Origin of the sequence: Bacteroides sp. AF34-31BH (assembly GCF_003602795.1) — a bacterium.
In the GTDB taxonomy this organism is placed as follows: domain Bacteria; phylum Bacteroidota; class Bacteroidia; order Bacteroidales; family Bacteroidaceae; genus Bacteroides; species Bacteroides uniformis.
Map to the genome: position 1 here is coordinate 134,040 of NZ_QTLV01000007.1, position 13,557 is coordinate 147,596.

Below are 13,557 nucleotides of genomic sequence, written 5' to 3' on the forward strand. Positions count from 1 at the left end.
TTATTATTCCTTTATCAGTTTCTGCAACCACTCCGGTACGGGAGATTCCGGATAGGGTACCAGTGCAGCGGGCGTGGACGAGAGGCTGTTCATTCCACCATGAGGCACATCACGGTGGCAGTCCCAGCATGCCTTTCCGTCGCCGATGAGGGTCATCATGTAGTCTATCCTGCCGACATCCACAAACTCGTTGGTCAGTTGCGTATGGCAACGGATGCAATTATTCATAATGACCTGCGCACTGGCTTCCTCGGCTTGGATGGCCTGCGGTTCGCTTTTAGTGAGAAAGGCACCTACGTGCTTCATGCCGTCCATTCCCTTAAACATCCATTTCTTTACCATATTCTCATGAGGGACATGGCAATCGTTGCAAGTGGCATCCCGGCTGTGGGAGCTGTGCATCCAGGTTGCATAATAGGGAGCCATGATGTGGCAGTTGACACATGCCGCAGGGTCATCTCCCAGATAAGTGTGCGCCCGGAGAAGATACATAAACAAGCCTCCGCTGCCGACGAGGACACCGCAAACAATGAGTGCCGTTACTTTCCACCTGTAGGATGGAAATAGTTTACTTATGATTGGTAACTTCGCCATAAAATGAATATTTTCAGCAAAAATAGGCAGTTACAATCTAAAAAAGTGTAATCATGATTACATTTTTCCATTTATTTTTCGGTATTTTTAATAAAGCATTCATTCTCACGCATACCTATATGAAGATGTCCACAAAACACGCACGCCTGCGCATCTTGTGGACATCTTCATCCTTTTATAAAACTGCCTGCTTTTTTTAAGCTGCTTTCTTTAATTGAACATTCACTTTTCTGCCACTCTTCCGGACCAATCTTCGAATCCAAAGATAATAGCCCGTCAACGGCAGGCTTGCGCCAATCAAAGCGGCCAGAAAGCTCAAGATGCGGGTGGCCCATCCTCCCCAACTGCCTACATGGACGGAGTATATCCAGCCACGGATTTTCCCGGAAGTGTCGGCATCCTTATATAAGGTAGTCCCGGTGATTTCACCATTACGGGGATTGAACGTATAGCGGTCGGCAGCACGACGGTTGCCCAACCGATTGAAGGAGACTGTAGCAGAGCCACGCGATACGGTTATCTGTTTATAATCAGGACTAAGCTCCTTCAGTTCTTCGTAAACCTTCTGCCAGTTTGCAAAAGGAGAGAAAGGCTTTCTTTCACGATTCTCGCCACCAGACCTGCCTTGAGCCCTATCTCCTCCGTGGGCAGCAGTTTGTGCCTGAGCACCATGTCCTCCACCCCCTTGCATGGTTTCCACTCCAAAAACTTTGTAGAAGCCGGTGCGATACCAGGAGAAAGACCATGTCAGTCCCGTAAGTGCCATCGCCAACAGAAAAATCAGCGTGTACATGCCGCCTGCCACATGCAGGTCGTACCAGAACCGGCGCCAACCTTTACCGGCAACAATCTTCAGACTGTTCTTTAAAGCCTTTTTTGTACGGGGCCACCAGATGACAACGCCTGACAGCAGCACAAAGACAAGCATCAGTGTGGCAGTGCCCACAATCATTTTCCCCCAGAAGATACTTCCATCGGGCTTCATGCTGTCCAACAGCCAGCGGTGCAGGCGGAACATGGTCATGAAAAACGGCGCACGCTCATACCGGCCCTTCACCTCACCCGTGTACTGGTCCACATAGACGGAGGCACGACGAGGTTTGGAAAGATTCACCTGCCAGGCACGTTCCGGATTGGACGATGCAGTGATACCCGTCACAGAGACACTATCCGGCAAAGTAGCGGCTACTTTTTCGGCCAACCGGCTCATGGGAAGCGGTGCCGGTCCGGCTTTTTCTACATAGTAGAGGTCGCGGCGGCAAAGCTCCATCACTTCCGTCTCGAATACCAGCATGGCACCGGAGAAGCAGATAAGGGTAATCAACAGTCCGAAGGGGACTGAAAGCCATAAATGTATCTTACTGAAAATTTTCTTCATAAGTATGTTCTCTTATTCATTTCATATCAGAACCTTTATTCCAGTTTACCTACACCGTTCAGTTGGGTTGCATTGACCACCAGCCCTTTGGTAGCCGTTGCATTGGCAGGGTCTACCTTATAGATGGCAGGATAGCCGGAAGAGGTAGTGACTGCCACATATGCGTTGCCATTTTCCATGTACGGGGTATTACCAAAGCCAGAGACATCGCTTGGAAGGCCGTTCACATAAGTCAAAGCTCCAGTGGAGGCATTGAAGACGGCAAGTTGGTTGGCAACCTTGTCTGATGCCGTAATTGCCTTATCATACATCAGCAGCAGGAAATAATTACCTGAAATATACCAAGTCCGCAAGAAAGAGGCGCCATTGGCTTTCTCTTCAAGATTATAGTAATAAGCGGCATCAAATTCTTCTGCTTTGGTATCGATGCGTACAACTCCAGCAGGCAATGTAGTCTGCTGACGCGAATCACTCATGGTCTTGGCATAGCTCGGAGAAAATACATATACATAGCCGTCGTCGGCAAGCCAGTTCATCTGGTAGTACTGTGAACGGTTACGTCCGGCAGCATAACTGATTTTGTCTGTAGTGATGACCTTATGAGAATTCAGTGTCTGATCACCAAAGATAGCGATATGGCATTCATTAGGATACTGGGTCCATTGCAATTCGTCCTTCTCATAGGCACCGCTACCCTGCCCGCCGGATTCTGTCTTTATTAAATCCTCATTACCGGAAAGCACCCACTTGTAACTACCGTCTTCGTTCTTCTGCATGCAACCATACTGGCTAAGCCCCATGGGAATGGCTGCTGCATAAACCTTACTGCCCACTTGTTCTATACCGGCCAGTGTTACGTATTCACCATTTTCAAGGAAATTTTCGGCAAGAAATGGAGTATCCTTTGTTACCGAGTTCTTTGTATAAGTCTGTTTCTCGACATCCAGATAGGAAATCAAAAAAGATTGGGGAGTATATCCATTTGCATCATTCAGTTCCGTAGGGCCGTCGCCGGTAGAAGTCGTCATTATAAATTGGTCATAATAGCCGTAGGTAGTGAAACGATTGACGTTATACTCCTGGCTACGTTTTTCCAGTTCACCGTTTGTATTCATAATGAACGACTGGGTAGTGCCTGCATTTCCCTGGTGATAGTTCAAGGCATACAGATATTTGTTTCCGTAGAACACCCAGTAAGTAGCCCCATCGTTCACAAGGCCATTGCCGGCAGCAGTAATTTCACCGCTTTCCAGTGACTCGGCTGTCAGCAGGACAGGAACGGAGCTACCTGAAACTGTAGCCGTGGCAGCTATCACATAGTTACCCTTTGAACCGGAACCGGAGCCGGAACCCGGTTCGTCTGTGTCTGTACAAGAAATTAAAGCCATTCCGGTCATTGCCATTGCCAAGAGGCCGGACAAAAGATAATTCTTCTTCATTTGTTCTTCTTATTAATTACACCTATTAAAACCATTATATTTATTAATCACCAAAATGTACACGTACCTTGCCATAGAACGCACGCCCGGCTTTCTGAAGACTGAAATTGTCGTACAAATCCTCGTTCGTGAAGTTGCGGCATTCAAACGAGATATTATAGCGGCCATTCTTCAGACTATAGCTCAATGTCAGGTTATGGGAGAACTGGTCGGGTACCATGAAATCCTTGTTCTTGCTACCGATGGCCTGCGAATAGTAGGAGAAGCTGTGCATGTACTGGTTGTCGTAAGTCACGGACAGCATATTCCCTTTCTTCCAGAGGTCGCGCCAATAGAAGTTTACGTCAAAATCAGCAAACTGATAGGGCACATTGGGAATGCGTGCCTTGTAACCGAGATTTTCCACAGAGTTGCCGGTACTGCCGATTTGCATCTTCTCATTGTCACGCACATTCATCTGCGTGAAGTTGCCGCCCACACTCAGCCAGCGTCCGAAGCCATAGCGTGCCGATACATTGTATCCCTTCGTCAGCACCTTGCCGTAGTTGGTATAAGTGGCCCCTTCTTTTCCTCCGCTCAAGTCCTGGATATTGCGCTGGATATAATCCTTCGTATTGCGGTATACCACACCGCCTTCCACGTAGACAGAATGTTTTCCAAAACTCCGGGAATAACTCAGGTTCAAGTTGATGTTGTCACTTTTCTCGGGACGGATGCCGATGTCTCCACTCTCCAGGTCTTCGTCACCAAACATCTCTTCGATAGTGGGCAGGCGGTAAGCTTTTTCATAAGAGAGCTTCGCCTGCAAACCGGGCAGGATGAAGTAGGTTCCGGCAGCACCATATCCCCAAGAGTCTACCGTACGGCTGGTGCGTACATAATTACTACCGGTATCATCCTCGGCCATAGGTCCTGCCACATACTGGCGGTAGTATTTGCCGAATGCCGAGAAGTTCCACTTTTCGGAAGGCATCAGGCGGTATGACAAACCGGAGATATTCTTGCGGGTCTGCTTGGCAATGGCATCCGTCTGTTCTTCCACCGCCAACAGTGAAGTATTATCACGCTGGAATGCACTCAACACATGATTGAAAGTCAGCATGTGGACTCTGGCAATGCGGTAATTCAAGGTCAATGTACCGTTCCAATTGTCATTATCGGCACGGGAATACTGGCGGGACTGTTCGCCGGGACTGTTCAGCGGATGTTTCTCACCAAGCCAGTTGTATTCATAGCGGGCAGTATCCACATTCGTAGTGGCATTGCGATTGTAGTTGGCTGTCAACACCATATCCAGCCCCTTGATTATCAAGTTGCGTTTGCTGTATTCCATCGAAGGCATTAGTGAATGGCCGAAGCGGTGCTTTTCTCCGAAGACTGTCTTCTGGCGTACACCGGTCTGTATGTCCTTGTACATGTGCGAATAGGTGAAACCGAACATCAGCCGGTCTGCCCAACTTTTGTCCACAATACCCGCTTTGGCCACAATGGCTTCGTTGTGGTAAGTATCATTGAAACGCTTCACGCGCACCTTCTCACTTTCGTTGAAACTGCCCGTCTCAAAATCCTTTACCGGCGCATCTACATGATAATCGTTGTCCGAGTAGTTTTGAAAGGCATTGATTTCATAGCTGAAACCGTTCTTGAAAGTCTGTCCGAAGTTAACGTATGAGCGGTGGGTATTGAACGAGCCGTAAGAATAAGAAGCATCCAGGAACCAGTTCCGGCGTTTCTTGTTGGTAACGATGTTGATGACACCGCCAATGGCATCCGTACCGAAGCCCACGGGAACTACACCCTTATATACCTCTATACGGTCGGCAAAGCTCACCGGAATATTGTTCAGGCTGAAGGAGCTTCCCACACCTTCCTGCGGCACACCGTCAATGAACACCTTGACGTGCTTTCCGCTAAAACCGTCCAGCATCAACTGCATATCCGAACCTACCCCACCCGACTCACGGAGTTTCATGCCCGGAGCCTTGGTCAAGGCATCGCTCAGATTCTTCGTGGTGTTCTGGAGTTCCTTTGTATCGACTGCCACAGCATTGAATGCCGACCTCTTCACCCGGCTTACTCCGGTAGAAACGATAGTCACCTCGTCCAGCTGTTGCGTTTCGGGAGCGATGGTTATGTTCAGCTTCATCCGCTCATCATTGACCAGTTTCACCTTTTTCTCCACCTTTGTATAACCTACGGCAGACACCACCAGCGTATAGTCGCCGGCAGGCGCCTTGATGTGATAGAGGCCTTCCTGATTCGTGGTTCCTCCATAACTCGTCCCTTTCAGATAAACAGTCGCAAAATCCACCGTTTCTTTTTCCGTAGAAATGATTCTACCCGAAATCATCCCTCCTCTCCTCTGCGCATGTACAGACAGAGAAGCCAACAGAAGGAAAAACAGCAGCGAGAATTTAAGTGTATATGCTTTCAATTTTATAATAATTATAATGTTGTTAGTAAACCGGTGCAAAGGTCATTATTAACAGCCAGCTGTGCAATCGCTTATTGTAGGTAATTATATGGAGTGGATTTATCGTATATATCATATTACGCAATCACCATTGATGGGTATTATCAATAATAAATCTAAAAAAAGAGGAGCCGGGAAATGAAAAACCCCTATTTATAGGTATTGCCCAATATGCCTTTTTGTACGACCTTTGCTGCAAATTAAAACAAGACAACGGACAATAAATTATTAAAGTTTAAGTATGAAAATTGAAAAGATTGTAGCCCGTGAAATCCTTGATTCACGCGGCAATCCCACAGTAGAAGTGGACGTTATTCTGGAATGTGGTGTTATGGGACGCGCAGCAGTGCCTTCCGGTGCTTCTACCGGCGAGCACGAAGCGCTGGAACTTCGCGATGGCGACAAGCAACGCTACGGTGGTAAAGGTACACTAAAAGCAGTAGAAAACGTCAACAAGATAATCGCACCGGCACTGATTGGCTGGTCGTCACTGGAACAGCGTACCATCGACCACAAGATGCTTGAGTTGGACGGCACGCCTACCAAATCCAAGCTGGGTGCCAACGCCATTCTGGGTGTCTCACTGGCAGTAGCCAAAGCCGCCGCCAATTATCTCGATATACCTTTATACAGATATATCGGTGGAGTAAATACCTACGTAATGCCGGTCCCGATGATGAATATCATCAATGGAGGTTCACACAGCGACGCTCCTATCGCTTTCCAAGAATTTATGATTCGGCCGGTAGGCGCCTCTTCCTTCCGTGAAGGCCTGCGCATGGGAGCCGAAGTATTCCACGCCTTGAAAAAAGTGTTGCACGACCGCGGCCTCAGCACTGCTGTAGGCGACGAAGGCGGTTTTGCACCGGCACTGGCAGGAACAGAAGATGCGCTGGACTCCATCATGAGCGCCATCAAGGCTGCCGGCTACGAACCGGGCAAGGATGTGAAAATCGGTATGGACTGTGCCTCATCCGAGTTCTTTAAGAACGGTATCTATGACTACTCCATCTTTGAAGGCGAAAATGGTAAAAAACGTACTGCCGACGAACAAATAGCTTACTTGGAAGATTTGATTAATAACTACCCGATTGACTCCATCGAGGATGGCATGAGCGAAAACGACTGGGAAGGCTGGAAGAAGTTGACCGAACGCATCGGCAACCGTTGCCAGCTGGTTGGCGACGACCTGTTCGTGACTAATGTGGAATTCCTTGAAAAAGGCATTGCCATGGGCTGCGCCAATTCCATCCTTATCAAAGTCAATCAAATCGGTTCACTCAGTGAAACGCTGGATGCTATCGAAATGGCACACCGCCACGGTTATACCACAGTGACTTCTCACCGTTCCGGCGAAACCGAGGACGCCACCATTGCAGACATTGCCGTTGCCACCAACAGCGGACAAATCAAGACCGGTTCTCTGAGCCGCTCCGACCGCATGGCGAAGTACAACCAACTATTGCGCATCGAAGAAGAACTGGGTAACCTTGCTGTCTATGGCTACAAAAGAATAAAATAACCCTTTGTAGTGAATAAGTCATAAAGAGGGAATAGCGTCTTTGGGAAAAGGCGCTATTTTTATTAAAGAATCGTCTATATCTTTGCAAAAGTCATCCCCTACTATCCTCTATAGGAAAGATTCTTTCCAAGATGGTAGCAGGTTAATGTTTCATTGACTAAAGACTATTCGTCCGACAGTCGTTACATTATCGTCCGACATATGTTTAATTATCGTCCGATAGCTGTCGGACGATAATTAAACATATGTCGGACGAATAGTTTTTAGTAAGCAAGAATATAAAATATAGCGGCGCAACAATCATTTGCTCCCAAAGCTTCCCTTTATTATTTACGGAGGCCTTCAAAAACAGTCCTCATTCACGGTTCATCAAACGATGCTCCGCCATCTGCTCGAACTTCGTGCCGGGACGTCCGTAATTGGCATACGGATAAATGGAGATGCCTCCGCGCGGGGTGAAGATACCCGTCACCTCAATATACTTAGGGTTCATCAAATGAATGAGGTCTTTCATTATGATGTTCACGCAATCCTCGTGGAAAGCACCATGATTGCGGAAGCTGAACAAGTAGAGTTTCAAACTCTTGCTCTCTACCATCTTGACATCGGGGATATAGCAAATACGGATTTCTGCAAAGTCCGGTTGCCCCGTGATGGGACAGAGGCTGGTGAATTCGGGGCAGTTGAAACGCACCCAGTAGTCATTGCCGGGATGCTTGTTATCAAATGCCTCCAATACTTCGGGGGCATAGTCCTGACGGTATTCTGTCTTTCTCCCCAAAAGGGAAAGTTGGTCTTTCAATTCTGTCATAGCCATATATTTTTAGTGATACAAGTGTGCCTCATTTAGTAGAAGCCAAAAACTTTTCCAATCCTTCTCTGCGCAACGTGCATGCCGGGCAGTGTCCACAACCATCTCCCGGGATACCGTTATAACAAGTCAGCGTTTCGTGACGTATAAGTTCGAGCACTCCAAGCTCGTCTGCCAGCGCCCAGGTCTCCGCTTTGTCAATCCACATCAGTGGTGTGTGCAGTACGAATTGCTCGTCCATAGCCAGGTTCAGCGTCACGTTAAGCGACTTGATGAAAGCATCCCGGCAATCGGGATAACCGCTGAAATCGGTCTGCGACACCCCCGTCACAATATGATTAATCCCCCGCTCGCGGGCGTAGACGGCGGCTATACTCAGGAAAAACAGATTGCGTCCCGGCACAAAAGTATTCGGAAAGCTGTCTGCCGGCTTCTCCTGGTCCATCTCCATGCCGGCATCTGTCAATGAGTTACGTCCCAGCCGGCCGATAAAGGAAACATCCATTACTTCGAACTCCACACCTGCCTTACGGGCAATGGCCCTCGCCAAGTCCACTTCCTTCTGATGTTTCTGTCCATACAGAAAACTCAGCGCATACACTTTCTTAAATTCACGTTTTGCCCAAAAGAGGCAAGTGGTCGAGTCCTGCCCGCCACTGAATACCACCAAAGCAGTGTCCCTATTCATCTTGTTAAAAGCCTCTCCCCTTGCCCTCCCCCGTAGGGAGGGAAACAGAGAGGGCATTGCTAATTATTTGTTTGACATAATAACTGATTTCCCCTCACTACGGGTAAGGGGCTTTAAATATCGCCTATTTTCCATACTTTATAGGAGATGCCTTCATCATAGACATCACTACCGTCTATCCGCTTAATAGCTTTTACCACACGGATAGTCACAGGCAGTATCAATACCTCGTACATGGACTTCAGCAGAATCTGGATACACATCATCACCAGCAACTCCCGCCATGCAATGATTCCTCCGAACGCCACCGGAAAGAAAATCAACGAGTCTGCCGTCTCACCAACCACCGTCGACCAAATGGCACGTGCGGAGAAATTACGCCCGTTGCTTGCCAGTTTCATGCGGCTCATTACGTAGGCATTCAGAAAAGAGCCCACCAAGAATGCCGTCAGACTGGCTATGACAATACGGGGCGCCATTCCAAAAACGAAATTGAAATGCGCGGCACCATCCCAGAAAGGGGCGGCAGGCAACGCCACGGCTATCAGTCCCAGCATTACCACAAAAAAGTTCATGGCAAAACCGCTCCAGATAATCAGGCGGGCTTTACGAAAGCCCCAAACCTCGGCTATGCAATCGTTGATAATATAAGAAATCGGGAAGACCAGCAATCCGGCTGTTACGGTAATACCAAAAACCTGGATAACTTTAGTCTCAAGAAGATTGGCTGCAATCAAGCATACATTGAACAGAATGCCCAGCAACATAAAAGGTACAGATACTTTTTGTTTCATACTCCTGTTTTTTACGTGGTGTTCTAGAATACACGACCGCTATTCACGGCATCATACATTTTAAATCCGGTTGCAAAGGTACAACAAGTTTTGCAAATGAACAAACAACATATATTTTAACTAAAACTCAAGCAAGACAAAACTCCTTTTTTTTATTCGAAGTAATTACAGACAGTGCATATTTAGTTAACGAGACTTAAATAAGATTTTCCAAACCAAGAATATTATTTACAATAATTTTAAAATATATAAGCCAACAGCATATAAATCAATGTATTAACTGATTTTAGCACAAAATCAAAAACATGCAACCAAGTTTGTTCTCAAACAAGATTTCATTCACGCAAATTTCTTAAGCATATAAAATAATAGACAACATATTTTAATACATACGATTCTATATTTTAAATAATGAAAATTAGGATTATATTTGATAACAACAATCCGGAAGCTCTGGAAAGCACATTGATATTAACCAAGAATATACCATATTATATATAGTAACCTTAGAAAAACAATGAATGCCTATGATTTACCCGAAAGCCCCAAGACACTATTAGTGTCATCTTCTATTCAACCTATTTATTTTGAGATCCATTAGCTTAAACAAAAAACATCTATTATGAATGAAAATCGTAAACGAGGAACATCGAACAACAAAATCCTCACAGCAATTGCCATCGCCTCCCTATTTATAGGAAGCAGCAAAATCATGGCAATAGAGACCTATTCGGAAAATTCATTCGGAGTGACAGAACAGATGCAGGCACAAACAGCCCGCGGTATCATTGTCGACCAGAATGGAGAGCCTATCATCGGAGCAAGTATCTTGGAAAAAGGTACTACCAATGGAGTTACCACCGACTTATACGGTAAATTCTCGCTAAACGTAAAAAGAGGTGCCACCCTGGTCATTTCCTACATCGGTTATAAGACGCAGGAAGCCAAAGCAGATGCCAACATGAAAATCACCCTTACAGAAGATTCCGAACTACTGGATGAAGTAGTTGTTGTCGGTTACGGTGTACAGAAAAAGAAACTTGTCACCGGCGCCACTGTACAAGTGAAAGGAGAAGACATAGCCAAGCTGAACACTGTGGATGCCCTGGGCGCTTTGCAGAGCCAGTCACCGGGTGTCAACATCACGCAAAACAACGGCTTCCTGGGTTCGGGCTTTAAGGTGAATATCCGCGGTATCGGTACTACCGGAACCTTCTCCCCGCTTTATGTGGTAGATGGAGTTGCCAACGGTAGCATCGACGGGCTGAACCCGAGTGACATTGAATCTTTGGACGTCTTGAAGGATGCCGCTTCCGCCGCCATCTATGGTGCGCGTGCTGCCAACGGCGTTATCCTGATTACCACCAAACGAGGTAAAACCGGCGTTGCCGAAGTCAGTTACGACGGCTATGTCGGCGTGCAGAACCTCTACAAAATCCCTACTATCCTCAATGCCCAAGAGTACATGATGATGCAGGATGAAGGCCGTGTAATGGACGGATTGAGTCCGTACAACTGGGCGACCTATATTCCGGAAAGGGATTTGCAGGCCATACAGAACGGAACATGGAAAGGGACAAACTGGCTGAAGGAAGTGCTGAATGAAGATGCATTGGTACAGAACCACGCAGTCAACATCACCGGAGGAACAGACCGTTCCAGATATGCCATAGGTATTTCATACACCAACCAAGAAGCCACCATGGGAGTTCCCGGCGAATTTCCTGAAATGAACCGCTACAACTTCCGCGTCAACTCGGACCACGTAGTTATGAAAAAAGGCAATCTTGACTTCCTGAAAGTGGGCGAAACCATCAACTACAAATATTCGCAAACGCAAGGTTCATTCGGAACCGGCGGCATTTATTGGAACGGAGTGCACAATATGCTCATCATGAGCCCGTTGATGCACCCTTACAATTCAGATGGAGACTACTACCTCTACGCAGACCAGGAAAAGGACAACTACAAATGGGATATCTCCAACGGAGCCAATAAAAACCCGATAGCTTATCTGGACTACTATATGAACCAGAACCTAAGCAAATCCCATTACATGCAGAGCAGCTTCTATGCAGAACTGCAACCCATCAAGAACCTGCGTATCAAGAGCCAGTTCGGCTACATCATGGGAGCCTCCAGTTATCGTTCCTATTTGCCGAGATTCGATTATCTGAGTGCGTCACTCAACAACGCAGAAGACAAGGTTACCCAATCCATGTCCATGTATAACCGTTGGTCATGGGACAATACAGTCAACTACATCTTCAATATCGATGACCATAACATCGACGTCCTGGTAGGTCAGAGTATGGAAAAATGGGGTATGGGAGAAGAAATGAGCGGTTCAGCCATAGGCTCAAACTTCTATGATTTCAAGCACGCTTATTTGTCCAATGTTCCATTGACCGCCAACAGTGTGTCCTCCTTGACTGGCAAGCCTAACGGGGAAGGTTCCATCGCCTCCTTCTTCGGACGTGTCAACTACAACTATCAAGAGAAATACATGGCTTCTGTCATCATGCGTGCGGACGGTTCCTCCACTTTTGCCCGCGGACACCGCTGGGGATACTTCCCTTCAGTATCCGCCGGATGGGTTATCAGCAACGAGTCCTTCATGTCAGGAATCAAATGGCTGGACTTCTTAAAGCTACGCGCTTCCTGGGGGCAAAACGGTAACTGTAATGTATCTACTTTCCAATATCTTTCACTGATAACTTCCAACAATGGATATGGCGGTTATACGTTCGGCGACTCCATGGACCTCATCAGTACCGGTTCATACGCCTACCGACTGACCAACCCGGACCTTACCTGGGAAACACAGGAGCAATTGAATTTCGGTATCGATGCACGCTTCTTGAACAACCGCCTGGGCTTTGAATTCGACTGGTATAACAAAAATACCAGAGACTGGCTGGTTACGGCTCCGGTACTCTCTTCCTTCGGTGCCAATGCAGTGTCCGTCAATGGCGGTAATGTAAAAAACACGGGTATTGAAGTAGGACTCCACTGGAACGACAACATCGGAAAGGATTTCCAATATGGAGCCAACCTGACCCTTGCTCACAACAAGAATGAAGTGACCAAGATTGCCAACAAAGACGGAATCATCCACGGTAGCGGCAGCGTTCTGTGGGAAGGAGCCGAAGAGTGCTTCCGTGCTGAAGTAGGCAAACCCATCGGCTACTTCTACGGCTACAAGAGTAACGGCATATTCCAGAACCAGGAACAGATAGACAACTACAAAGGTCCGAAACTGAACGGCGACAAGACACAGCCGGGTGACGTAATCTGGGCAGACACCGACAATAGCGGTACGCTCGATGCCAATGACCGTACTATGATAGGTAACCCGAATCCCGACCTGACAATGGGACTTTCCCTGAATGCCAGCTGGAAGGCCATTGACTTCTCAATCACTACTTACGGCGCATTCGGCCAGCAGATTCTGAAGTGTTATCGTGACTTCTCCTCCTCACCCTTGAATAACTATACAGCAGAGATATTCCAACGCTGGCACGGCGAAGGTACGTCCAACAAGTTCCCGAGACTGTCCAGCGCTTCCAGCTCCAACTGGAACAGAGTATCAGACATTTACATCGAAGATGGAGACTATCTCAAGATAAAGAACATCACTGTGGGATTCGACTTCAAGAAAGCATTCAAGAAGTTACCGGTACAACAGCTGCGCCTGTATCTGACCGCACAGAACCTCTTTACCTTCACCGGCTATTCCGGTATGGACCCGGAAATCGGTTACGGTGGCGACGATTATGGTTGGGCATCAGGCATCGACCTGGGCTACTACCCCAGTGCACGTACCTATATGATAGGCTTAAATGTAAAATTCTAATT

Annotated in this window: 9 protein-coding genes; 2 read left to right on the plus strand and 7 right to left on the minus strand. The window is 47.2% G+C overall.

Annotated features, from left to right (window positions below; genetic code table 11):
- Positions 1 to 3 precede the first annotated feature (3 nt).
- The 4 genes from nrfH to DWZ67_RS12480 form a co-directional block, all read right to left on the minus strand.
- Positions 4 to 594: a cytochrome c nitrite reductase small subunit gene (gene nrfH / locus DWZ67_RS12465; RefSeq protein ID WP_005832432.1), complete on the minus strand. Its 591-nt coding sequence runs from the start codon at positions 592 to 594 to the stop codon at positions 4 to 6.
- Between the two features lie 196 nt (positions 595 to 790).
- Positions 791 to 1,972, minus strand: coding sequence for a PepSY-associated TM helix domain-containing protein (locus tag DWZ67_RS12470; RefSeq protein ID WP_005832435.1), 1,182 nt, complete (start codon positions 1,970 to 1,972; stop codon positions 791 to 793).
- A 35-nt stretch (positions 1,973 to 2,007) separates the two neighbouring features.
- The gene (locus tag DWZ67_RS12475; protein ID WP_005831492.1) at positions 2,008 to 3,411 is read right to left on the minus strand and encodes a DUF4374 domain-containing protein; all 1,404 of its coding nucleotides are present in this window, start codon (positions 3,409 to 3,411) and stop codon (positions 2,008 to 2,010) included.
- Positions 3,412 to 3,454: 43 nt separating this feature from the next.
- Complete coding sequence (locus DWZ67_RS12480) at positions 3,455 to 5,761, minus strand: TonB-dependent receptor (RefSeq protein WP_009038190.1); 2,307 nt, start codon at positions 5,759 to 5,761, stop codon at positions 3,455 to 3,457.
- Positions 5,762 to 6,125: 364 nt separating this feature from the next.
- Here DWZ67_RS12480 and eno point away from each other — a divergent pair, with 364 nt between their 5' ends.
- A complete protein-coding gene (gene eno / locus DWZ67_RS12485; RefSeq protein WP_005831501.1) occupies positions 6,126 to 7,406 on the plus strand; it encodes a phosphopyruvate hydratase in 1,281 nt (426 codons plus the stop codon).
- Positions 7,407 to 7,761: 355 nt separating this feature from the next.
- Here eno and queF read toward each other — a convergent pair whose 3' ends face one another.
- From queF to DWZ67_RS12500, 3 genes are all read right to left on the minus strand, one after another.
- Entirely contained in the window at positions 7,762 to 8,217 is a 456-nt protein-coding gene (queF, locus tag DWZ67_RS12490; RefSeq protein ID WP_008664917.1) for a preQ(1) synthase, read from the minus strand.
- Between the two features lie 31 nt (positions 8,218 to 8,248).
- Positions 8,249 to 8,905, minus strand: coding sequence for a 7-cyano-7-deazaguanine synthase QueC (gene queC, locus DWZ67_RS12495; RefSeq protein WP_035458131.1), 657 nt, complete (start codon positions 8,903 to 8,905; stop codon positions 8,249 to 8,251).
- Positions 8,906 to 9,018: 113 nt separating this feature from the next.
- Complete coding sequence (locus DWZ67_RS12500) at positions 9,019 to 9,699, minus strand: queuosine precursor transporter (RefSeq protein ID WP_005831504.1); 681 nt, start codon at positions 9,697 to 9,699, stop codon at positions 9,019 to 9,021.
- A 622-nt stretch (positions 9,700 to 10,321) separates the two neighbouring features.
- On the opposite strand from DWZ67_RS12500, the gene DWZ67_RS12505 reads away from it, so the two are divergent.
- Entirely contained in the window at positions 10,322 to 13,555 is a 3,234-nt protein-coding gene (locus tag DWZ67_RS12505; RefSeq protein WP_120138913.1) for a SusC/RagA family TonB-linked outer membrane protein, read from the plus strand.
- Positions 13,556 to 13,557: the final 2 nt, after the last annotated feature.

Coding starts and splice junctions, on each gene's coding strand:
- eno (WP_005831501.1), top strand. CDS start 6,126: ATGAAAATTGAAAAGATTGTAGCCCGTGAAATCCTTGATTCACGCGGC.
- DWZ67_RS12470 (WP_005832435.1), bottom strand. CDS start 1,972: ATGAAGAAAATTTTCAGTAAGATACATTTATGGCTTTCAGTCCCCTTC.
- nrfH (WP_005832432.1), bottom strand. CDS start 594: ATGGCGAAGTTACCAATCATAAGTAAACTATTTCCATCCTACAGGTGG.
- DWZ67_RS12480 (WP_009038190.1), bottom strand. CDS start 5,761: ATGATTTCGGGTAGAATCATTTCTACGGAAAAAGAAACGGTGGATTTT.
- queF (WP_008664917.1), bottom strand. CDS start 8,217: ATGACAGAATTGAAAGACCAACTTTCCCTTTTGGGGAGAAAGACAGAA.
- DWZ67_RS12500 (WP_005831504.1), bottom strand. CDS start 9,699: ATGAAACAAAAAGTATCTGTACCTTTTATGTTGCTGGGCATTCTGTTC.
- DWZ67_RS12505 (WP_120138913.1), top strand. CDS start 10,322: ATGAATGAAAATCGTAAACGAGGAACATCGAACAACAAAATCCTCACA.
- DWZ67_RS12475 (WP_005831492.1), bottom strand. CDS start 3,411: ATGAAGAAGAATTATCTTTTGTCCGGCCTCTTGGCAATGGCAATGACC.
- queC (WP_035458131.1), bottom strand. CDS start 8,905: ATGAATAGGGACACTGCTTTGGTGGTATTCAGTGGCGGGCAGGACTCG.